Raw genomic sequence first — 23,076 nt, 5'->3', positions numbered from 1 at the left:
ACGTTGCCTTATCTCAGGCAAGTAGTTCGGGTTTTACTATGACTGGTACATGTTTGTCCCAGTCTTTTTTGTGCATTTATTTAATCGTCAGCTGTTTCATCGCATCTTCCATCAACAAGGTCTGTGCCTTTGCCGACGCAATGGAATCGCTCAAATTCCGTTCATGCAGAGCCAAAACCATTTGACCGTAAGTGGCTCCGGGCACGGCCCATTTTCCGTTTAACTCTATCCAATCTCGGGCGATCCCCCTTTTCACCAGATTAAAACGTGGATCTACTAGTTGAATGCCCGCTGGCAATGGAGAGGTGGTCGTATAAGCGAATAGATGCTGAAGGTGGGCGTGGACTCCTTCTTCGGCTGTCTTGAATTGAGCACCATCCACACCTGGACCAGTCGTCCCGATACCGGCATAATTATTTTGAGAAGCTTTGACTTGTCCAGTAAATCGGAAGAAGTTCGTCTCATGCAGAGCTTGGGCAAACGCTACATCACCCCGAATGCCATACAATCTTCCCAGGGTGATATAATAGGTTCCCAGAAGAGGTGCAGCAGGGTTCACCTTTCTTGCAAACTCATCGAGTTGATGACCTTTCAACACACTTTCACCCAGGATGGAATACCCCGGTTTTGAAGGAGCCTGTGGCGGTAGGGTCGGTTTTGGGGTGGACGTTGGCGGAGAGGTCGGCTTTGGCGTATTTGTTGGTTTTGGTTGGGAGACGGGAGGAATGGATGAAACGGCTCCTTCAACGACCAAAAAGGCATCAATCTTATACCCCTTCAACGTTTGAACAAGATTTTCAGCATTCTGCCGATCGGCAAATGCCCCTGCTTGAACCCGGAAATATGTTTTTCCATCTAGAAGAAAAGACGTGATGAAAGAATCGATTTTTCTGTTCGAAAGCTCTTCCACCCTCTCTTCAGCGTTCTTCCGATCACCGAAGGACCCCGCAATCACTTTGAAAATGGCCTTTTGTGCATCAGGCAGCGCCAAGGCTTTGGCAAGCCCTTTTCCTAATCCGGAGACTACATCTGATCGGAATGCCGTTGACTGCATCAAGGCGACGTCGGTATCACGATCGATGAAGAGAATCTCCACTAATAGAGCATTCATGGTTGTTTCCCTCAATACATGAAAGTTCGCCCTTTTCTTTCCTCGGTCCACCACATTATATTTGCTGATGGATGAAACGATTTCATTGTGTATGGTAGATTGGAGGGATACCATATCATTTGATACCCTTCCATCATAAATATAGCTTTCGAACCCTGTCCCACCCCCTGCGTTATGGTGGATGGATAAAAAGAAATCAACTTCCCTGGCATTGGCAAGTCGGCTTCTTTCCTCTAAAGATAATTCCCGGTCGGATTCACGGGTCATGATCACGTTGACCTGATAATGTTCCAGCAGGAAATCTCTCAGTCCGAGAGCTATAAGCAGATTATAATATTTCTCTTCATGGCCTTTATAGCTTGCCCCGGGATCGCTTCCACCATGACCGGGATCAATCATTATGACCTTCACTTGTTATTTCCTCCTTTAATCGTTACTACTATAGTATATGCAGGATTATACCAGCTTGTTCGGACAAGCTGCCAATCATTTAGAAACGGAGAGGGCGTGTGGCAAAGCCGAAGTTAGCCATCCTCGGTATCTCCTTTGCCTTTTCTGAATCACGCAGGGGATCTGGATTCGAAGAAAGCGGATTTCTTACGTGTTTCCAAAATGCTTTCACAAGTCTATCACCTCCTCATATACCATATGAACCGGAGGAAGAGTTGGTGTGGATGATTGGATAGTTACTAGATTCGGAATTCTTCGCGGTTTGGAAATAAAGTAAAAATCCGAGCGACCATTCTCAAATGGCCGCTCGGATTAATGTGCTAGGTATTGGATTTCGTGTATTGTGTGTTACGCACTCCCCTTGATTCTTCTGGAACCTGGATTCCTCACAAAGAAAGATAGGATCAGTGCCACGATTGCGGTGATGCCCGCCACCACGAAGGAGACGTTGACCCCGTGGATCATTCCCTCCAACCCTTTTGTTGGAATGACGCTTGTGGTCATGACGGTCACGAGCATCGCCGTACCCATGGCGCCGGAAACCTGACGCATCGTGTTGTTCATGGCCGTACCATGAGGGATCAAATTAGAAGGCAATTGATTGAGTCCTGCTGTTGTAACAGGCATCATCACCATGGCCACCCCGAACATCCTTACTGCATTCCATGTTGCCAAGTAAGCAAATGTGGTTTCTGCAGATAAATTGGTGAACATGAATGTCGATAGAGATAAGATTGTAAGGCCTATGATCGCGAGCCACCTGGCTCCGAATTTATCGAATAATCGGCCAGTTATCGGGTTCATCAATCCCATGATCAAGGCACCCGGCAGGAGCATCAAACCGGATTCAAGCGCTGAAAATCCAAGCATATTCTGCATGTAGAGTGGAAGGACCGTGGCTGCACCGATCATGGCTATGAACACAATCATGCCTAAAGCTGTTGTCAGCGTGAACATTGAATTTTTAAATACTCGGAACTGAAGCATCGGCTCTTTCAATCGTAGCTGCCTAAGGATGAACCAAAGAAGTGATAATCCACCCACAATCATGGATAGGTCCACCTGGTAGCTTCCCCATCCCTTGGATCCTGCGATACTGAATCCATATAGCAAACCGCCAAACCCGAATGAAGACAAGATGACAGACAGGATGTCCAATTTAGGGAATGTACGTTTTGTCACATTTTTCAATAGGAAATAGGCTACGATGAAATCCACGATTACGATCGGCAGGATCACATTAAACAGACTCCTCCAAGGCAGTTCTTCCACCATCCACCCTGAAAGGGATGGTCCGATCGCCGGCGCAAATGAGATAACAAGCCCGAACATCCCCATGGCTGCTCCCCTCTTTTCGACGGGATAAATCATGAACAGGATGGTCTGCATCAACGGAATGATGATACCTGCACCAGAGGCCTGAATGATTCTTCCTACCATCAAAAAGCCAAAGGAAGGCGCGACAGCACAGATGGCTGTCCCAACCGCGAAGAGGCCCATTGCACTGAGGAATAAAGCCCGTGTCGTAAAACGACCGATCAGGAATGCGGTAACCGGGATCATGATCCCGTTGACCAGCATAAAGATCGATGTCAGCCACTGGGCTGTACTTTCATCAAGGTTCAAGTCTTTCATAATATGGGGCAAAGCCGTACCTAATAATGTTTGATTGAGAATGGCGGCAAACGCACCGGAAATCAAGACGATAAGCAGTGGTGTTTTGTTGAATGTTTGTGTTTGTTGCGAATCCTCCATTTTCTATTCTCCTTCTTTCTTCTGGTCTTATTTCACAGGAGATACTTCACATGGAAACCCCTTTCCTTATCATGTGGATCTCCCTGTCATATTTATTCAGCGCTTCCTCTACAGTCAATTCATCCGATATGCTTTTCACAAGGTTATGGAAGGTGATCGCAGTGTTGATCTGGAGTAGATGGTACAGATCCTCCCTCGTCTGGATGTTAAGAAGACTGCGATCAATCAGATGATATACTTCTGCATAGCGCTGATCCAACGTTTCTTTGGTCAAATGCTGGGTAAAGGTCTTTTCAATTTTATAATTCATGTTCAGGATTACATTCCGCATGAAACGGTTTTGGTCACTTGCCCTGGAATGCTGCAAGACCATCCTGAATAATTCCCTGCTTGCTTCAAAAAGGTCGCCTTTATGTTCACGCAATAAGGATGTGAAGTGTTCGAACCTCTCCCTTGCATGTTCTCCCACCATGAAGAAGAATGCGTCTTCCTTATCCTCGAAATACTGATAAAAGCTTCCCCTCGGTATACCCGCCATTTTTAGGATATTTGAAATGGACGCTTCATAAAGGGATACCCGTGAAAACTCTTCACGAGCAGCATCGATCAATCTGCTCCGTTTCTCTTCACGCAAATTAAAAAAAGTCGGTTTGGGCAATTGAGACACTCCTTCTGTGACGGATGTTTGCCACGAAGAAAACTTCAATGGTCTATACCCGCAATGCAATAAAATTAAGACAAAACCCCTCAAGAACTTCCCAATACAAAATGACACGATGTCACATGGAACCTTATCCACTTTATGTGACATCGTGTCATATGTCAACAACTTTGCTCACTTATGAACAATGTTGTTGGATTATTATGTTTTATTTTTTACCTTTCCCTTCAGATAGTAAATGACCCCGATGATCCACGTGGCCAAGATGATTATGCAGATCCCAAGGATTACGGTGCCTGGTTGATTGAACACAATGAGTAACGTATAGGAATTCGTAAGAATAATGAATCCGCCTACAAGCACGCCCAAAAGATACGAAGGAAGTTTCTTGACCAACAGTGCCGCAAGAGGTGCTGCTGCAACGCCACCTATGACGAATGCCGCCATCCACTGCCAATCAAAATTCTCCCACCCTAAAAATAGGACAAACCCTAATGTAGCGGATAACGTCACGGCAAACTCACTTGTATCCACAGTACCGATGACCTCCCGTGGCACCGCTTCCTTCCCCGACAACAAAACGGGTGTTTTGATCGGTCCCCACCCACCTCCTCCTATTGCGTAAAAAAAGTCTGCAGTGGCTCCAAGAGGCAATAAGATTCGTTTTCGCACAGAAGCAGCAGGTTTCGCGCTGTGCTCATCATCAGATGGAGAAGGCCAAAAGAGAAATCGGACGAATATATACAATCCCAATAATAGTAAAAAGGAAGATATTTAAGGTCTGATTGCCTCTCCTGGAATACTGCTTAAAAATGCCGCCCCGATAAAGGCACTGATACTACCAGGAATCATAAGAAGGAAGGCCATCCGCTTGTTGATATTACCGAACTTCCAATGTGCATGCCTGAGGCAGCCGTCGTTGCGATCTCAGACATATGGATGGAAGCCGATGCAATAGCCGGGGCAACACCATAGGCAAGAAGCAGGGTGGAAGACGTCAGTCCGAACGCCATCCCCAGGGAACCATCTACAACCTGTGCAAAAAAACCGACGATGGCAAAAATGATTAATTTACGCATGGCATTCACTTAACACTCCAAAAGCACATACGGAAATACGGCACACGATTTCTCCAAAACAGCTCCTAGCGATCATGTCAAAGCTCTCTTATAAAGCTCCAATGTCTGAGAGACCATGGCATCCAATGTCCAACGCTCATTGGCCCATGCAATCGCGGCCTGCCCCATCCGGCAGCGTCGGTCATCATCATTCAGCAAGGCCTCTATTGCATTCTGTAGGGACTTTGCATCACCCGTCGGAACAATCAGTCCGTTCAATCCATCCTGAATCATCTCCGGAAGCCCGGCAGCATCACTGACGATCGCCGGCAATCCGGCAAACTGACCCTCCACAACCGAAAGGGGCTGTGTATCCTGAAGACTCGGCTGGATGAGAAGATCGCCTTGAGCAAGGATGGCTTCCATGTTCTGCTGATGTCCGAGGAATGAAACGCGGTCATTCAACCCAAGCCGTTTTGCCAACGCCTTTGCCGCCGGTAGATAATCCCCATCCCCGACAATCAGGCATTCCCAGTCCTGACGGCCCAAATTGACCTGGGATAGGGCTTCAAGTAAAAATGTGATCCCCTTAAGATAAATAACCCTTCCAGAGAAAATAAGCACCTTTGACCGATCTTTCTTTGAAATCGGGGTACCGGTTTGCCTGTTATGGATTCCCAATGGGTATGAAATGACCTTTATTGGATTCACCCGGAAATCGGTCTCAATTTGTGACTTCATCCATTTTGATTGGGTGTGGATATATTTGCTCTCTTTATATCCTTCTTTCTCAAGTCGTTTATAATAGTTGAAATCCTTTCCCGTCAGGATGGAATGATCGGATAGGTGGGGATAAACGGATTTTAGTACGAAGAAGATCTCTTTGGTGAGACTGCCATGGGCACTTGTGACTAACGGAATATGAGCAGGCTTCATCGATCCGATGATTTGAGCAGCGGTAACATCTTGTGCATGAATGACATCATATGATTCCAATCCATACTCCCTTAATGTCATTTCAAAATTGAGTCGATAGATCTCTGCTTTCTGAATAATAGGATGCTGTTGATGATATGGTAGTTCTCTGTTGATTCTCGTCATGATCTTCGAACGCATGGACTCGAGCAGCATCCCATGATCAAGATGATGCATGCGATACCCGCTCAAGTCGGGGCGTTGGGAAAACAAATCAACCTGATGACCTAGTGAAAGTAGCTTTTGTTGAAGGTTCGAAACAACCGTCCAAATCCCCCCCGCATAAGGGAGAGGGTAATAGGAAACCAATAGGATTTTCATTCGGATTCACCTTTCATGTCCGGGTTTGCCTTCATTCGAACACCACTCGCTTTAACCTGTTTCCTTGGAAGTTGAGGAAATTTTCAAGCCTAGGGATATAATGATGTTTGATCATAAAGGTTTCTTTCTTGATTCCTTCCTGGTTTTTACTGGTACCTTGATTGGGGTGGGCGCGATAGTTCAACAGGACTTGGTCAAGATAGTAAAATGGAATGCCTTTCAGTAAGATGCGGTACCACATTTCATAATCCTGAGTATAGTTGAACTCCGTAGAAAAATAGCCTACGCGATCGAAGACTTCCCTGTGAAGGATAACGGTGCACCCGTTAATCGGGTTGGATGTCAAAAATGAGCGATATACTCCTTCTGCATGCTGGAATTGTTCTCCGCATTTAGGGATAAGAAGATTATTATCAGGCCCAATGTAGTCATAGTTGGTAAAGCTTGCCTTTGCATGGTGCTTCTTCATGAAGTGGATTTGCTGTTCTACCTTGTGCGGCAGGAAAACATCATCCGAACTCAGCCAGGCGATATACTCCCCATTTGAATGGTGGATACCTGTGTTAATGGCAGATGCTGTCCCCCCATTTGCTTTCCTTACATAGTGAATCGAAGATAGATAAGGATGAATCTGTTCTACTTCTCGATCAGATCCATCGTCCACAAGAATAACCTCGATGTTTGGGTATGACTGTTGCAGGGCGCTCTCAATGGCTTGATCGACGAACGCACAGTTATAAAAAGGGATGATGATTGAAACCAAGGGCTGCATAAAATAATCCTCCTCATTCCGGACAAGTTTTTACATCCTATTCATCCAACGCATCATCTGATTAGACCTTTGCCCATAAGAAAAAAAACTGACCACTGTTGAATGGAAATCACTCAAAGTGGCCAGCAAAGGTACATATTCAGTTCGGCTTAAAATAGAAGTTTACCCTATCATAATGAGCGTGATAATAGACAATCACGTAATCATTCTTTAACGGTTCATTTATTTTTCTGCCGTGGGGAAGGTATGGATATTCTTCGATGATAACATCTTCCCCGGAAAAGTGTTCAGCAATCCATTGTTCAATGTCGTTCTTGATCGTATCCATCCCTCCACCCCTTCAGCGTAATCTGCATTCATATCATACATTACCCTCAAGAACCGCTCTGAAACCCATTTACTGTACGGATAAGGGTTGAAGGTCTACAATGAAGGTAGGCTACAAACCTATTGGAGGTCTAATAATGAAAGAATCCTTTACGTTAATTACAGATATTCGTAAAGAACTTCTCGACGAAATACAAAATCTTACGGATGAAGAGCTTAACCGAACCATCCACCCAAATCGGTGGACGATCATGCAAGTTGTCGATCACCTCTATCTAATGGAAAAGGCTATTACGGCCTCATTGATTCAAACACTTGAACAGGGTGATGAACAAAGTGTCGACGATAAACCGGTGCATCTTACCGTCGACCGCTCGAAAAAAGTTCAAGCCCCCTCATATGTAGAACCTGCTGACGAAATGAAAACGCTCGTTGAGATGAAGGACAGACTTGAAAGCTCGCGCGAGGACCTTCTACATTTCCTTGAATCAATCCCTTCAGAGGATGACTTGAAATCAAAGGCAAACCCTCATCCAGTATTCGGAATGGTGCGATTAGATCAATGGGTGCCTTTTATCGGGTATCATGAAAAACGGCATATCGATCAGATTCGTGAATTAAAAGCAGATCTGATCTGATTGTAAAAGAGCGCCTGGGAGCCAGGCGCTCTTTTACTCTTCTACTAAGATCTTTAAATCCTCCAGACTCCAGCGGTAATCCTGATCGATCACCTCATGATATAACGCCTTCTTCTTCAACTGAAGTTCATTCATCTTTGCTTCGATTGTTCCTTTAGATAGTAGTCTGACCACTTGGACTTCTTTCGTTTGCCCCATCCTGTGGGCGCGGTCCATTGCTTGATTCTCTACTGCCGGATTCCACCATGTATCATACAAGATGACGGTATCGGCTCCTTGCAGATTCAAACCTGTCCCTCCCGCTTTCAGGGAAATCAAGAAGAAATCTCGTTCCCCCTCATTAAAGCGCCTTGAGAGCTCAACCCTCTCTAGAGGATCGGTTTCACCGCTGAGGTAGAAATACGGCGTGCTTTGTTTCAGCAGCTCGCCCCCGATGATTCTCAGCATACTTGTGAATTGGGAAAAAATCAGGACCCTCCTTCCCTCCGCTTTGGCATCCTTAACGAGAGAAAGGAGATGAAGGAGTTTGGCAGATCCTCCCCGATAGCCCTCTACAAACAGACCCGGATGACAGCAAAGCTGGCGTAGCCTTGTAAGACCCGAAAGGATCTTGATTCGATTCTTGTCCAATGTATGGCGGTCAAGATGCTTTAATTCATCGTGCTTCAGCTTTGCTAAGTAAGACGCATACAATGCCTTCTGTTCAGGTAATAGGTCAATCATTTCAACCGACTCATGTTTTTCTGGCAGCTGTGATAATACGTCCTTCTTCATTCGCCTCAAAATGAACGGGCGCACCTTCCTTGATGCTTCTTTAGGTTGCAGATGGCTAAAATCAGTAATCCCTCCCAAAACACCTGGTGAGATCACATGGAAAATCGACCATAGTTCTTCTAAAGTATTTTCAATCGGGGTGCCCGTCATGGCAAAGATCCGCTGAGAACGGAGTTTCTTCACCGCCCTGCTGGTCTGAGTGAATGTATTTTTGAATGCTTGGGCTTCATCGAAAAATACTGTATGAAATTCCATCTTTTCATACTGCCTATGGTCCATTCTTATGAGGGGGTAAGAAGTAATCCATACATCTGCCTCTGTATTCAACATGAGTTTTTTTCGATTTGCTGGCGCTCCTCCAATTACCTGCACCCTCAAAACGGGGGCGAATTTCTCAACTTCCCTTTGCCAGTTATGAACCAAAGAAGACGGGCACACCACCAGAATCGGACTTTTCGTTTTATTGGATCCTGTTTTTTCAGAGAGGATATAGGCGATTGCCTGCAAGGTTTTTCCTAGTCCCATATCATCAGCGAGCAATCCACCAAATCGGAATGAAGCCAAATATTTCAACCAAGCAAAACCTGTTTCCTGATAGGGCATCAAAACCCCTTTCAATTCTTCAGGAACAGGATAATGCAATGTTTCAGGATGATGGATCCCTTGAATGAATGCATCATATGATTCCTCCCGATGATAGAGGTCACTATCTTCTACGAGGTCAAGAAGTTCAGAGGTTGGTGGGACGGCTATGCCTATTCCATTCAAGAGATCTTGGCGATCGGCTTGGACGGTATGAAGAAACTTCTCCATGTCGCGTATTTCTTTCGATTTCAAGGATAGGAGTGACCCGTTGTTCATCGGATAATAGGCGCGCTTCTCCTCTAATGCCTCCAGGATCCCTTCAATTTCTTTATGTGGGATCCCGTTCATATCAAATGAGAAATGAAGCCAGTTCCCCCGTTCCTTATTCACCTTCACTCGAAGCCTCGGTAATGCCTTGCGCTTATATAGTCGATTGCGGACTGCGGTGGTGGCAAAGATGTCCACATACCCTTTTAGGTCGTTCACCCCGTATGTCAAAAAATCAAATTCCAATTCTTCATTCTGGAGGTATAAACCTTCTTCCGTTCGCGTGAATGGAATCCCATCGATTTTCTCGAGAATGCGCTGTTCCCGGACACGATCTCTCAGGAATTGTCCATCCTCTTGAACAGGAGCAAGCGGATTAATCGAGAGGTGCCCATATTGAAATTCCAATCCAGCCAACAACCTATTCCCTACTCGATCAAGGTATAGCTTCGCTTCCAATGGGGTGCGAGAGAGCAAGGTCATCATCGTTTCAGAGAACGTGACTTCCCCCAGATCTTTCAAGCCTACTGCGACGTTATCAACAAACAGATTGATCTGAGTCTGAGGAATCCTGATCACATCAGTAGATGACCCAAGCAGTTTCTTCATCTCAATCAGTTTTCTTCCATTTTGTGCAGACAATGCCCTGAAGGTCCCGCGATCGATGACCATTCCATAGGAAGGAATGACCTCCAAATCCCGTACACCCCTGATATGAAGGGTAAAGCCTAGATCTGATTGATCAAAATGAAAACCAATGTCCGCCATCTCATGGTTGATACTAAATTCTACACGCTCCCCCTTTGGATATTCGAAGAAAGCCTTAACTGTCTCTAAAAGAGGAAGAATGTCCCTCCATATAGGAACTGTAACAACAAGTGATCCCGCTTTTTGATTGCCTTCCTTCCCACGCTCGAAACAATTTAACAGTTTCATATCTTCCTGCTCTAAGCAATGAGAGGAAGGGAGATAATCGAAATCGTCTGAGATCCTGAAACACTTCCCCTCCTTAACCGCTTGAGTGAAGCCATGGATGTCTTGAACGGGCCTACCTTCGATTTCAAGAGATAGGTATATGATTTCTTCATACTTTATGTACCAATATAACTGCAAGATTTCCCTAGTTTCAAAATGCGACTTGACGGTGGGGACACTTGTATCCTGATTGAAGAGTGCGATCAGTTCTTCAGCTGCCGCCTCATCTCTCATGGTCAGCCACACCGCGGCAATGTGTTGGCATTCTTTTTTGAACGATGCCAGTTTGGGGCATGAACAAGACGCAGAGTCATTGCTCAGGTCGATCATCACAGAAAAGTCCTCATCGCCCTTCACCGTTGCGCTCACATGCCCATCCCCCATAGAGAGGATGGAGACGCGATCGCGTCTAACATACTCTTGCCCTTTTTTATACGATTGATCCCCACAACGATCTTTGATCTTGCGGTCTGTTATTCTGTACATATCTCGATTCCTTTCAGCATTCTACTCCTCATGATACCAACTATCCGTTTGGAACGGAACCAAACAATAAAAAATGGTGCCCTTTTAGGACACCATCAAGTATTACCAGAAGAATCCTGGTCTAGGCCTTCCACATGGACGTGGTGGGCATGGACGAGGCGGGCATGGCGGTGGGCAGTGATGCATCGGCATCATTTGTTGCGGCTCTGCGCATACATGTTCTTCAGAAGCGGAATTGACCACCGATTGTGTGTGTGGATAAGAGTGTACATATTTATAATGTGTGTGATTCACCTGTGTCGTGTGGCTCGGGTGAACCATAGGGATTTGAACTTCCTGGTTTACATTTTCAGTGTATTGTTTTGTTGGGCTGGTCTGGGCAGGCATCATTTGTGTTGGTTTTGTTTGGGCTGGAGAAACCTGCGGATAGCCGCAGTTCATTGGCTGCTGTCCGCTTTGGGCACCTTGGACTCCTTTATTTCCTTTATACATAATCTGTATCCTCCTCTCTTTCTCTGGGTCTAAGATAGTATAAGCAGGACAAGCGTCCATTGTCTGTATGAATACCCATTTCCGAAAGATTTTCATAAAAAAAAGCAGCGCTTCTCACTGCATGATGATGATTACCCTTTATCTTTCCACTTATAGACATGCCAAACCCTACCCCCGAAGAAAGACTGGATGCTCTCAAAGCCAAGGGGACTACATGTATTGTCCTCTCTAGAATATATGTATTGCTGCTGTAGTGGTCAACAGCTCATCCTATTCGATACATGGGAATAGACGTAAGAAGGGTGTTTCAAACTTATAAAATAGTGTAAAGGACACAAGAGAAATTCCCTGCCCATTAAAAAACACCTTCTTATTGTAGAAGGTGTCAATCCATGCCGCATTACTTCTTATAATCCGAGAACATGTCTGTATTGTCAGGCACATTGGCAAGATACGTGATTTTCCCTGAAGTGTCTAGCTTGGCAAAATCTTTCCCTGTCTGGGTGTAGACTTCCCCCGATTTGCGTTTTCCACAAACCGCCCACGGTGTTACATACTGATCTTCTTTCTCATCGTATACCCAGCCTTCAAACATATGCTTAAGGTCGACATTTTCCTGGAACACCATCTTTACGAATTGATTCCATTGATCAATGCCATGTTTTTCATGCCCATTCAATACAAACGTCATGTCTTCTGTAAATAGTCCGCTCAATTCCTCAAACGCTTTTTCACTTGTTCTGGATTGATCGAATAGATCAAAGTATTTTTGTAAATTTTCCATTTTTGTACATCCTCCATTTTCCCATTAAGAAAAGCAGTCCCAAGAGGAACTGCTTCTTATTGATTCATCAATTAAGAAAGTTTCAATTCTTGTCCTTCGAACATGCGCACTGCAAGATGGCCGGCTAAGAAAGCTTGTGCTTTCGCACCAAATGCCTTGAAGTGCTCACTATTATTATGGCTTTGGACTGCATCCATGTCTTTCCATATTTCGATCATAGTGAAATGATTTGGGTTTTCAACATCGCGTTTAAGTGAGTAGTCCACGTTTCCTTCTTCTTGTTTAGAAGCAGCAATGAGTGTACGGATCTCAGCTAGGAATTCTTCTTCTTTTGCAGGGTTCACTTGTAGTTCAGCGTGTGTAATAATCATGGTTCATTCTCCTCTGATGGTTAGTATTGGTTCTGTATTATTTCCATTCTGTGATTTCATCGATTGGAAGGCGGACTGATTGGTACCCGGCGTCTGCAGCTTTACCGATTGAAATCAACATAACTGGATAGTAGCGTTCTTTATCCATTCCATAGGCTTCGGCAATTTGATCTTTTTCATACCCACCGATTGGGTTGGTGTCATACCCGTGGTGACGTGCTGCAAGCATAAGTTGCATGGATACAAGGCCGGCATCAATCAGGTTCATTTCACGCATTTCCTGTACAGGAACCTGACTTAGCATTCCTTTAATCCCAGGAATCTGCCTGTCTCTTACTTCTGCAGGCATAAGGCCTTTTTCTACAGCATCGTTGTAGATGCGATCCGTGTAGTCAAGACTGTTCATATCCACGAAAACAGCAATGACTGCTGAAGATGTATTAACCTGAGTTTGGTTGAATTTTGCAAGTGGTGCAAGAGTGGCTTTTCCTTCTTCACTATCGATGACAAGGAAGCGCCATGGTTGAAGGTTTACAGAAGACGGAGCAAGTGTTGCTTCAGTCAAGATCTCCTTCATTTCCTCTTTGCTGATTTTCACACTCGGATCATAGTTCCTGATGGAACGGCGACCGGTAATGAGGTCTTGGAAGTCGTTATTGCGAATTGAATTCATGATGGTATTCCCCTTTTCTTAATAGTTTATTTTATTGACGTTGTCCTGGATCCTGGAAAGACTGTCGGAAAGATTCTTCATCTCGGCCTCTGAAAAACCGTCCAGGACCCTGCTGATGAATTGCTCTTTCTCCCGCTTAAAGGAATCGATTTTTTCTCTTCCCTCTTTCGTCAGGCGGACGAATGTAAAACGATTATCTGCAGGATTCTTCCTGCGTGAGACCATGCCTTGTGCTTCAAGCTGTTTCAAATGTCTTGTAACGGCAGCACCATCTATACAAACCTCTTTTTGTAGCTGGGTCTGACTGATCTCGTCAACATCAAATAATTTATGGAGAAGCTCGAGGCGTGACTGACTGATACCGGTACAGCGTTCGAACTTGGGACTCATTAATTTATAGATGTCATTCAGCTGATAGATGATCTTACCTTCTTCTGAACAGTGATTCGGCAAAGCATCCCCCTCCTTTAACAATTGATCACTCAATAGTTGATACATCAATTAATATACTATAAAGCGACCTGACTGTCAAGGATGCAGCTCATATTACATGACCCGTCAAACATAGGGTGTAATCTCTTTAAAGCACTGTTTTAAAAGGTTACAAGCATGATGATACTACGATATAATTGATGCGTCAACTAATAAGTTTCAATCAAATACTCAATCGTTGATGTATCAATTGTATTCTCATTTGGTGATGAGGCTTCTGCCTCAACGTCTGGAGAAAGGTCACAGAATAAAAATAAAAACCGGACGATCTCGATATGAATCAACATATCAGCTAATCGTCCGGTCATGTATTGTATTTTAACTGCAGTCCTTCTATTACGCCATAGCTTTCTTGATTTGTTTACTGCGCAATTGACCGCATGCGGCATCAATATCTGAACCTTGTTCCACTCGCACTCCGCAATTGATCCCATTATCCAGGAGAGTTCCGTAGAACTTCACGATGGCATCCTTCGTGCTTCTTTGATATTGATTGTGCTCATCAACCGGATTATATGGAATCAGATTGACGTACGACAGGTGTCGCTTATCCTTCAGGAGCTTGGCAAGTTGCTTCGCTTCTTCGACATGATCATTCACGTCACTCAAGAGGATGTACTCAAACGTAATCCTTCTGTTTGTCTTCTCAAGGTAATAATCGATCGCCGGCATCAGTTTCTCTAGTGGATAGGCACGGTTGATCTTCATGATCCTGGTCCGTAGTTCGTTGTTTGGTGCATGAAGGGATACAGCCAGGTTGATCTGGATGTTTTCATCGGCAAACTTATAAATCTTATCAGCCAAACCACTCGTTGAAACAGTAATGTGACGTGCTCCGATGGATAGGCCCTTCTGGTCATTCACGACCCGGAAGAAGTCCATCATATTCTCATAGTTATCAAATGGCTCGCCGATTCCCATAACCACAATATGACTGACCCTCTCATCCTTGCCGGCAGCATCAAGGTGATGTTGTACATTCATGATCTGCTCCACGATTTCACCACTGGATAAATCGCGATTTTTCTTCAGCAAGCCGCTTGCGCAGAACGTACAACCGATGTTGCACCCTACCTGAGTGGTCACACATACGCTCAGACCATAATTAAAACGCATAAGAACCGTCTCAATCAGGTTCCCATCCTGAAGCTTGAATAGGAATTTGATTGTTCCGTCCTTGGACTCCTGCTTGATTTCCTGTTGAAGGGTTTGAATGTGGAAATGGTTGTCCAACAGTTCGATGCAGGTACTATTCAGGTTTTTCATTTGAGAGAATTCCGTTACTCTCTTCTTATATAACCAGTCCCACACTTGGGCAGCACGGAATTTCTTCTGGCCGTGCTCGACTAGCCAATCTGTGAGCTGATCTATCGTTAATCCGTATATGGATGTTTTCTCCATTTTTATACCCTCATTTCAAAACATTACGATTTTCTACTTATCTATACTACTGAAAGTATCGCAATGTTTCAAGGGATTTATACACAGTCACTGAGGATTACGACTTCATCCGCTCTTGAAAATCGTGTAGTCTTTCAAGACCTTTTATTCGAGCATTGCAAACCATGCTATCCTGACAGACATAGTTCCCTCTGTTCACGTAGGTTCCTTGTTGGGATTTTTTTGATTCTGACATGAACATTCCAATTTCACTGAATGAATGACAGATGGCACAGATCCCTTTTTTATTAGAAGGAGTGAATCTGCCTTTTAAACCTGTCAACTTCCCCTCCCGTTCAATCACTAAATATTTCCGTTCCTGACCGTAATCATTCCATCCGAGATACGAAAGGTTTGTTTCGTTCAACTCCAAAAGATCCGGTATCTTCAGCTTCTTCACTTTTGGAAATAGCTTCTTCAGTTTTGCCTCGGTCAGTGGTGGAAACGGGATCACATAGGGTTCAAGTCCTGAAAGAAAGTCCGATGCCTGCTCAGGGTCCTTTACTGCCTCAATTGCTTTAAGCATTCCCTCCTGATAAACGGTTAGATCGGTAAACAGCCCTGTCACTTTGTCTTTCACAAGTCCCCTTAGGGCGTGCAGAACATTCAGGTCATTCACAGTGGAATAACCATTCAGTAAGATTTGCGTTTGATTTGATATTTCATTATATTGATCATTTCGTATAAATCGTTCCATTACGACCTCTCCTTACGTCTTTTCACCTCTACTATATCCCATTCGTCCACATGTTCATAGGTAAAGAACAATGTTAGAAAGAACGTCACATATATGATAAAAACCGATTTCGGACTACATGAAAGGTGAGTCAAGTTGTCATGAATGATCTTCTGCTTTATGCACCAGGACTCAAGTATCATTTTGGCTCGTAGCCTAAGCCAGTAAAGGTTGTCTCATTTTAAAAAACAGCCTGCTCAGACCCCTTTCGGCCAAAGCAAGCTGTTTCTTATGAATGCTTGATCATCCCGATGTATCGCTTCAGCGCTTACCGTAGACGATTTTCTTTATAGTCTCGATGGATAAAAAGTACCTATCTGAAATGGAAGCAATCGACTCTCCTCCAGTGAAGGCTTCAAGAATCGACGTGTTTCTCCGTTTAAGCGCTTCCCTTCCTCCTGACTTTGAGCCCCAGGCATTATATTCTTCTTTTCGCTTTGGGATATAAATGGTTTGACCTTGAACATAGTTTTGTAATTCTCTCATTAAGTAATCAGGTATTTGGTTTACTGCTTTCAATCGTGTCAGCTCCTTATCATTATTGGATCAATAAGGGACAAAGCCGACATATGAATGGCGATTCATCTATATCTACCGCCCCATGCAAAGGATCGCCGAATCATACAGGCTTTGCATGAGATACTGCAGATTTCGGAAAACGGATTTCCATATGATCACCTCCTAGTATCAGTATACTGATACTAGCAGAAAGATTTCCATAAGAATTTCTTATAGTTACCATAATAATATTATATAAACCTAATAGATTTGATTTTCAATTTGAGAAAATAAGTGACCATTCACCTAGCCTTAAAGTTGCTCAACCCCATAAAACCATGAAACTTTTCATGCCAAACGTTCATTATGCGAAATCTATCAAAAACTGAGAGTGAATTCATTTTTTGATAGAAAATTAAAACTATTCAATATTTTGTCACAACCTGCTAGAATCCTAGGTAATAAGGGTCCCCTACATATCTATCATTCATCACAATGACCTTTGTTCATCTTGAATTCTGAAGGGAGGATCGACCTGCTAATTTGTCGTAAAAAAATAGAAAATGGAGGAATGCTTTTATGAAGTTCAAAAAAATAGCCGCTCTATCCTTAGCAACTTCCCTTGCTTTATTCCCTGCCTTCGGAGGTAGTTCACTGGCCAAGGAAGCACCGAAACCGTTCCAACCTATCAACAAAACTGTGGATAAAGGCGCTTTCGAATCCGGTGAAGTCATCGTCAAATTCAAAGATGGTGTATCCAAAAAGGCACAAGGTTCTGCTCTGAACAAAGCGGAGGCAAATGAACAGAAAGCATCAGCAAAAGATCCATTTCAGGTATTGGAAGTAGCGGACGTCGATCAAGCTGTTAAAGCACTGGAAAACAATCCGAATGTAGAATATGCTGAACCAAACTATACCTTCCAAGCGACTTGGTCACCCAATGACCCTTACTATTCTGCTTACCAGTATGGACCACAAAACACCTCAACCCCTGCTGCCTGGGATGTAACCCGTGGAAGCAGCACTCAAACGGTGGCGGTCCTTGATTCCGGAGTGGATTATAACCACCCTGATCTTGCAAGAAAAGTAATAAAAGGGTACGACTTTATCGACAGGGACAATAACCCAATGGATCTTAACGGACATGGTACCCATGTTGCCGGTACTGTTGCTGCTGATACGAACAATGGAATTGGCGTAGCCGGTATGGCGCCAGATACGAAGATCCTTGCCGTACGGGTCCTTGATGCCAATGGAAGTGGCTCACTTGACAGCATTGCCTCAGGTATCCGCTATGCTGCTGATCAAGGGGCAAAGGTACTCAACCTCTCCCTTGGTTGCGAATGCAACTCCTCAACTCTTAAGAGTGCCGTCGACTATGCATGGAACAAAGGAGCTGTAGTCGTTGCCGCTGCAGGGAATGACAATGTATCCCGTACATTCCAACCAGCTTCTTACCCTAATGCCATTGCAGTAGGTGCCATTGACTCCAATGATCGAAAAGCATCATTCTCCAATTACGGAACGTGGGTGGATGTCACTGCTCCAGGTGTGAACATAGCATCAACCGTTCCGAATAATGGCTACTCCTACATGTCTGGTACGTCCATGGCATCCCCTCACGTGGCCGGTTTGGCTGCTTTGTTGGCAAGTCAAGGTAAGAATAACGTACAAATCCGCCAGGCCATTGAGCAAACCGCCGATAAGATCTCTGGCACTGGAACAAACTTCAAGTATGGTAAAATCAACTCAAACAAAGCTGTAAGATACTAATGGATAAAACAAGAGCCCACCGTGAATGGTGGGCTCTTTCATTATGTTCACTACTGTTTTACGATCTGGCCGTTTTGGTTCAGGTAAACACTCTGGATGATGGTTCTATTAAACGGTTTCCCTTTATAATCAGACTTAATATCCGTTGTCAGGTTGTAGGTTCCTTCTCCTCCATTGAACACTGCACCACTCCCCTTGACAGACTGGGACAAAGATTTTCCCTTAGGGTAGAACTCAAACATTGTGTGCTCGGTGAACCCACTGACGATACTTGATTGAACGCTGACTCCCTTCTCGGTCGTCGTTACCACCAAGTCATCATTCAATGGACTTGTGAAACCAACATTCAGTAAATACGCCCCAGGTTCTTTTGACAAAGATGACACCTTCCACTCGCCTTCAATAGGGTTTTCAACCGTGCCCACATGATGAAACGCACCGTTGAAGTAACTTTCCTGATCCTTTCCAGATGGTTTCAATGCCGTTACCTTCCCATCTGGGCTTGTAAGGTAGACATCTTCCATCGAGTTCGAAGCCAACCAGTCAATCGTAATCCTTTCTGCCCCAACCTCTACCCAGAAAGTTTCATCCGCATGCTCTTTGTACTCACCTCCGCGGATGAAGGATGAAGTATTGGTCTTGAGGGCCGATTCCTTCCTGGATATCGCATCATGAGTGGAGGATGATGATAATAATGACTGAAAAATAGAGAAAGTCGAAGATCCCTCTTTGACTGTTTTATGGTCCCACTTCCCTATGGCCACCTCCTGTGCATTCGACAATCTTGAACTTGCTATGGTCACAGCCCCATCATTACTCCCATATCCAGATAAGTATAAGCCTCCCCAATACAATGATCCCCCGAATCCTCCCCAGGAAGTTCCACCCATCGTGTAAAAAGGTACCTTCCCACTACGTCCATCAGTTTGTGTCCTGAACTGACTCATATACCCGGTCTGTAAAGATGCGGTCGCCTCATTCTTGCTTCCGATGATGGCTGCCAGCCAGCCTGCCCAATTGCTATAAGCCAAATCAGCAAGCTGTGACCCATGATGAGGACTCGATAGTGTGATCACTTTGGAGACATAGCGATCAGCCCCAAAATGGACAAGAGCTGATTGAGTATCGATTCCTCCTTTACTATGAGCCACAACCACCACTTTTTCGCCAAAATAATCATAAATCTCTTCTAGTTTCGCGGCTAACATTGCACCATTGGCCCACATATCTTTTTGTGGATATAAATCGATGAATGCGGTCTTATAACCACTGCGATAAGCAACATCGTACATATCATTCTCATTCCACCATGTATTTGAAGAGCTATTCAACCCATGCACAAACAATATCGGCTGCTTTGGAGCAGCTGGATTCGTTCCGACATACCACTCACCGGGATTGCCCGAAGGATCATCTTTACCAAAATCCCCGGCTAACGACCAAGAAGGAAACAGGAACATGAGAAGTAAACAGGAATAACTGATCTTTCTTTTCAACTTCCTCACTCCTTATTCTAACTATTCTGTCTACTTACTATTATTGTCTATTTTTTGCCAATATGTTGAAGGAATATTGAAAAGAGAAGAAAGAACTAGCCATTCTTGATCATTTCATCCCATGGACCTAATAAAGCCCCTACCTACAGATAGGGGCTTTATTCGTATCCTTTTCACATTATGCGATTCGATATACCGACCAGACAATTCCTTGGCCACCACCGAGATTCAAGTTAACTGTTAGACCGTCGGATACATAAAACAATCCAATTGTATCGTTGGCATTCAGCTGAACATCTCCAGCAAGCGTAACAGTCCCATTTCCTAATATGGTCCTTAGCGTCAACACCAAAGCAATGTTAACATTGAGTACGGGGAACAAACCTGATACGAGTGTCGTACTATCTGCGATCCTTCTGACCACAAATGATGGATTAATTCCCCCACCCAAAGTGACCGAAATGGCAGCTGTCGTCGTATAATTGATGGTTGCCTTTATTGAGTATCTTCCAGTTGCAGGTACTGTATAGGTCCCTGTCGTGGCGTTAAAGTTTGCGTTGCTATAATACGGTGCTGCTACCGAAAAGTTGGCAATCTGTTGGGAAGCTGCTGTTGTAATCCCAGCCGCTCTACCTGAAAAACCTTCTGCCGCGAAAGCTGGCCCCTGTGCGCCCTGTACACCTTGTGGTCCTTGAGTACCTTGTGGACCTTGAGATCCGGTTGTGCCTTGCGGTCCCTGAGCTCCGATTGCACCTTGGGTTCCTTGTGGCCCTTGTGCTCCAGTTACACCTTGTGTTCCTTGTGTTCCTTGTGTTCCTTGTGGTCCTTGAGCGCCAGTAACACCTTGCGTCCCTTGTGGTCCTTGGGCTCCGATTGTGCCTTGTGGTCCTTGAGCTCCGATTGCACCTTGGGTTCCTTGTGGTCCTTGAGCGCCAGTAATACCCTGGTCTCCTTGTGGGCCTTGGGCTCCGGTTACACCTTGCGTTCCTTGTGGCCCTTGAGCCCCCGTAACACCCTGGTCTCCTTGTGGGCCTTGTGCCCCGGTTGCTCCTTGAGTTCCCTGTGGCCCTTGAGCTCCTGTAACACCTTGCGTTCCTTGTGGTCCTTGGGCTCCAGTTACACCTTGCGTTCCTTGTGGTCCCTGCGCTCCGGTTACACCTTGCGTTCCTTGTGGTCCTTGCGTTCCTTGTGGTCCCTGTGCTCCGGTTACACCTTGCGTTCCTTGTGGCCCTTGAGCTCCAGTTACACCCTGGTCTCCTTGTGGGCCTTGTGCCCCGGCTGCGCCTTGATCTCCTTGCGGTCCTTGAGCTCCCGTAACACCCTGATCTCCTTGCGGCCCTTGAGCTCCGGTTACTCCTTGTGTTCCTTGTGTTCCTTGAGCTCCTGTTGCACCCTGTGCTCCGGTAGCTCCTTGCGTCCCCGTTGCGCCTTGAGGTCCTTGAGCCCCAGTTGCACCTTGATCTCCTTGCGGTCCTTGAGCTCCGGTTGCGCCTTGAGTTCCTTGTGGCCCTTGAGCTCCGGTTACTCCTTGAGATCCTTGTGGCCCTTGAGCTCCAGTTACACCCTGGTCTCCTTGTGGGCCTTGTGCCCCGGTTGCGCCTTGATCTCCTTGCGGTCCTTGAGCTCCCGTAACACCCTGATCTCCTTGCGGCCCTTGAGCTCCGGTTACTCCTTGTGTTCCTTGTGTTCCTTGAGCTCCTGTTGCACCCTGTGCTCCGGTAGCTCCTTGAGCCCCAGTTGCACCTTGATCTCCTTGCGGTCCTTGAGCTCCGGTTGCGCCTTGAGTTCCTTGTGGCCCTTGAGCTCCGGTTACTCCTTGAGATCCTTGTGGCCCTTGAGCTCCAGTTACACCCTGGTCTCCTTGTGGGCCTTGTGCCCCGGTTGCGCCTTGATCTCCTTGAGGACCTTGAGACCCTGTTAACCCCTGATCCCCTTGCGGTCCTTGGGATCCGGTTACTCCTTGAGCTCCAGTGACACCTTGATCCCCTTGTGGACCTTGAGACCCTATTAACCCCTGATCCCCTTGAGCTCCTGTTACACCTTGCGTTCCTTGTGGTCCTTGGGCTCCGGTTGCGCCTTGAGCTCCTTGCGGTCCTTGAACTCCCGTAACACCTTGCGCTCCTTGTGGTCCTTGAGCTCCTTGTGCTCCGGTTACGCCTTGATCTCCTTGCAGACCTTGAGCTCCCGTAACACCTTGGTTCCCTTGAAGTCCTTGAGCTCCCGTTAAACCTTGCGTTCCTTGTGGTCCTTGAGCTCCTGTTGCGCCTTGAGTTCCTTGTGGTCCTTGTGGTCCTTGTGCTCCGGTTGCGCCTTGAGTTCCTTGTGGCCCTTGAGCCCCCGTAACACCTTGCGTTCCTTGTGGTCCTTGTGCTCCGGTTGCGCCTTGAGCTCCTTGCGGTCCTTGAACCCCTGTTGCACCTTGATCTCCTTGTGGTCCTTGAGCTCCTGTTGCACCTTGATCTCCTTGCGGCCCTTGTGCTCCAGTTACACCTTGCGTTCCTTGTGGGCCTTGGGCTCCCGTAACACCTTGCGTTCCTTGTGGGCCTTGGGCTCCTGTTGCGCCCTGATCTCCTTGCGGTCCTTGAGCTCCTGTTGCACCTTGATCTCCTTGCGGTCCTTGAGCTCCAGTAACTCCTTGTGTTCCTTGTGGTCCTTGAGCTCCGGTTGCACCCTGGCTTCCTTGTGGTCCTTGAGCTCCGGTTACGCCTTGCGTTCCTTGTGGTCCTTGTGTTCCTGTTGCACCTTGGACTCCTTGTGGTCCTTGAGCGCCAGTTACTCCCTGTGTTCCTTGTGGTCCTTGTGCTCCGGTTGCACCTTGGACTCCTTGTGGTCCTTGAGCTCCGGTTGCACCTTGGTATCCTTGTGATCCTTGAGCGCCAGTTACTCCCTGTGTTCCTTGTGGGCCTTGAGCCCCTGTTACGCCTTGCGTTCCTTGTGGGCCTTGGACTCCAGTAACACCTTGAGTTCCTTGTGGCCCTTGGACTCCAGTAACACCTTGTTCCCCTTGCGGACCTTGAGCTCCGGTTGCACCTTGGTCTCCTTGTGGTCCCTGTGGCCCCTGGGGTCCTGAGGGGCATGGAGAAGAACACTTTGGAAAAATAGAAGGGCAGCCAGTTGGAAAATGATACGGATCCAAATTTATCGATTTTACATAATCAAAACTTTC

The 23,076-nt window shown here is 45.8% G+C and carries 19 protein-coding genes and 2 pseudogenes; 3 read left to right on the top strand and 18 right to left on the bottom strand.

The window, feature by feature from the left end; translation table 11 throughout:
• Nucleotides 1-76 precede the first annotated feature (76 nt).
• The 7 genes and pseudogenes from ABJ225_RS03655 to ABJ225_RS03625 form a co-directional block, all read right to left on the bottom strand.
• Nucleotides 77-1,522: an N-acetylmuramoyl-L-alanine amidase gene (locus ABJ225_RS03655; RefSeq protein WP_347318476.1), complete on the bottom strand. Its 1,446-nt coding sequence runs from the start codon at nt 1,520-1,522 to the stop codon at nt 77-79.
• Between the two features lie 387 nt (nt 1,523-1,909).
• Nucleotides 1,910-3,316 (bottom strand): MDR family MFS transporter, encoded by a 1,407-nt coding sequence (locus tag ABJ225_RS03650; RefSeq protein ID WP_347318474.1) that lies wholly within the window; start codon nt 3,314-3,316, stop codon nt 1,910-1,912.
• Nucleotides 3,317-3,362: 46 nt separating this feature from the next.
• Nucleotides 3,363-3,974, bottom strand: coding sequence for a TetR/AcrR family transcriptional regulator (locus ABJ225_RS03645; protein ID WP_218247195.1), 612 nt, complete (start codon nt 3,972-3,974; stop codon nt 3,363-3,365).
• Nucleotides 3,975-4,178: 204 nt separating this feature from the next.
• Nucleotides 4,179-5,056, bottom strand: a pseudogene (locus ABJ225_RS03640) (sulfite exporter TauE/SafE family protein).
• Nucleotides 5,057-5,128: 72 nt separating this feature from the next.
• Nucleotides 5,129-6,331: a glycosyltransferase family 4 protein gene (locus ABJ225_RS03635; protein ID WP_347318472.1), complete on the bottom strand. Its 1,203-nt coding sequence runs from the start codon at nt 6,329-6,331 to the stop codon at nt 5,129-5,131.
• A gap of 31 nt (nt 6,332-6,362) precedes the next feature.
• Nucleotides 6,363-7,103, bottom strand: coding sequence for a glycosyltransferase (locus tag ABJ225_RS03630; protein ID WP_347318470.1), 741 nt, complete (start codon nt 7,101-7,103; stop codon nt 6,363-6,365).
• Nucleotides 7,104-7,242: 139 nt separating this feature from the next.
• Nucleotides 7,243-7,431 carry a hypothetical protein gene (locus ABJ225_RS03625; RefSeq protein ID WP_056536796.1) on the bottom strand — a complete coding sequence of 63 codons (189 nt, stop codon included), beginning with the start codon at nt 7,429-7,431 and terminating at the stop codon, nt 7,243-7,245.
• Between the two features lie 136 nt (nt 7,432-7,567).
• Between ABJ225_RS03625 and ABJ225_RS03620 the strand changes: the two genes are divergently transcribed.
• Nucleotides 7,568-8,068 (top strand): DinB family protein, encoded by a 501-nt coding sequence (locus ABJ225_RS03620; protein WP_347318468.1) that lies wholly within the window; start codon nt 7,568-7,570, stop codon nt 8,066-8,068.
• Between the two features lie 33 nt (nt 8,069-8,101).
• Here the strand turns inward: ABJ225_RS03620 and ABJ225_RS03615 are convergent, their stop codons facing one another.
• The 9 genes from ABJ225_RS03615 to ABJ225_RS03575 form a co-directional block, all read right to left on the bottom strand.
• Entirely contained in the window at nt 8,102-11,155 is a 3,054-nt protein-coding gene (locus ABJ225_RS03615; RefSeq protein ID WP_347318466.1) for a DEAD/DEAH box helicase, read from the bottom strand.
• A 102-nt stretch (nt 11,156-11,257) separates the two neighbouring features.
• Nucleotides 11,258-11,542, bottom strand: a complete 285-nt coding sequence (locus tag ABJ225_RS03610) for a CotD family spore coat protein (RefSeq protein WP_286157396.1) — start codon at nt 11,540-11,542, stop codon at nt 11,258-11,260.
• 505 nt (nt 11,543-12,047) lie between these two features.
• Nucleotides 12,048-12,431, bottom strand: coding sequence for a nuclear transport factor 2 family protein (locus tag ABJ225_RS03605; protein WP_056536804.1), 384 nt, complete (start codon nt 12,429-12,431; stop codon nt 12,048-12,050).
• Between the two features lie 71 nt (nt 12,432-12,502).
• On the bottom strand, nt 12,503-12,802 hold the full coding sequence (locus tag ABJ225_RS03600; RefSeq protein WP_347318463.1) for a putative quinol monooxygenase: 300 nt from the start codon (nt 12,800-12,802) through the stop codon (nt 12,503-12,505).
• A gap of 37 nt (nt 12,803-12,839) precedes the next feature.
• A complete protein-coding gene (locus ABJ225_RS03595; RefSeq protein WP_347319299.1) occupies nt 12,840-13,478 on the bottom strand; it encodes a nitroreductase family protein in 639 nt (212 codons plus the stop codon).
• Between the two features lie 15 nt (nt 13,479-13,493).
• Nucleotides 13,494-13,928, bottom strand: coding sequence for a MarR family winged helix-turn-helix transcriptional regulator (locus ABJ225_RS03590; RefSeq protein ID WP_152915544.1), 435 nt, complete (start codon nt 13,926-13,928; stop codon nt 13,494-13,496).
• 375 nt (nt 13,929-14,303) lie between these two features.
• On the bottom strand, nt 14,304-15,368 hold the full coding sequence (rlmN, locus tag ABJ225_RS03585) for a dual-specificity RNA methyltransferase RlmN (protein WP_347318461.1): 1,065 nt from the start codon (nt 15,366-15,368) through the stop codon (nt 14,304-14,306).
• A 97-nt stretch (nt 15,369-15,465) separates the two neighbouring features.
• The gene (locus tag ABJ225_RS03580) at nt 15,466-16,104 is read right to left on the bottom strand and encodes a FusB/FusC family EF-G-binding protein (RefSeq protein ID WP_347318459.1); all 639 of its coding nucleotides are present in this window, start codon (nt 16,102-16,104) and stop codon (nt 15,466-15,468) included.
• Nucleotides 16,105-16,404: 300 nt separating this feature from the next.
• Nucleotides 16,405-16,671, bottom strand: a complete 267-nt coding sequence (locus ABJ225_RS03575; RefSeq protein WP_142245919.1) for a CD3324 family protein — start codon at nt 16,669-16,671, stop codon at nt 16,405-16,407.
• A gap of 549 nt (nt 16,672-17,220) precedes the next feature.
• Between ABJ225_RS03575 and ABJ225_RS03570 the strand changes: the two genes are divergently transcribed.
• Nucleotides 17,221-18,414, top strand: coding sequence for a S8 family peptidase (locus tag ABJ225_RS03570; RefSeq protein ID WP_347318457.1), 1,194 nt, complete (start codon nt 17,221-17,223; stop codon nt 18,412-18,414).
• A gap of 50 nt (nt 18,415-18,464) precedes the next feature.
• Here ABJ225_RS03570 and ABJ225_RS03565 read toward each other — a convergent pair whose 3' ends face one another.
• Nucleotides 18,465-19,910, bottom strand: a complete 1,446-nt coding sequence (locus ABJ225_RS03565; protein ID WP_347318455.1) for an esterase/lipase family protein — start codon at nt 19,908-19,910, stop codon at nt 18,465-18,467.
• 356 nt (nt 19,911-20,266) lie between these two features.
• Here ABJ225_RS03565 and ABJ225_RS03560 point away from each other — a divergent pair, with 356 nt between their 5' ends.
• Nucleotides 20,267-20,392, top strand: a complete 126-nt coding sequence (locus ABJ225_RS03560) for a hypothetical protein (RefSeq protein ID WP_347319326.1) — start codon at nt 20,267-20,269, stop codon at nt 20,390-20,392.
• A gap of 104 nt (nt 20,393-20,496) precedes the next feature.
• Here ABJ225_RS03560 and ABJ225_RS03555 read toward each other — a convergent pair.
• Nucleotides 20,497-22,968 (bottom strand): annotated as a pseudogene (locus ABJ225_RS03555) (collagen-like protein); the annotation flags it as partial.
• Nucleotides 22,969-23,076: the final 108 nt, after the last annotated feature.

Origin of the sequence: Rossellomorea sp. RS05 (genome assembly GCF_039822645.1) — a bacterium.
Lineage (GTDB): Bacteria > Bacillota > Bacilli > Bacillales > Bacillaceae_B > Rossellomorea > Rossellomorea marisflavi_B.
The sequence above is the reverse complement of the archived record's forward strand: the minus strand, read 5'-3'. Positions and strand labels throughout refer to the sequence as shown.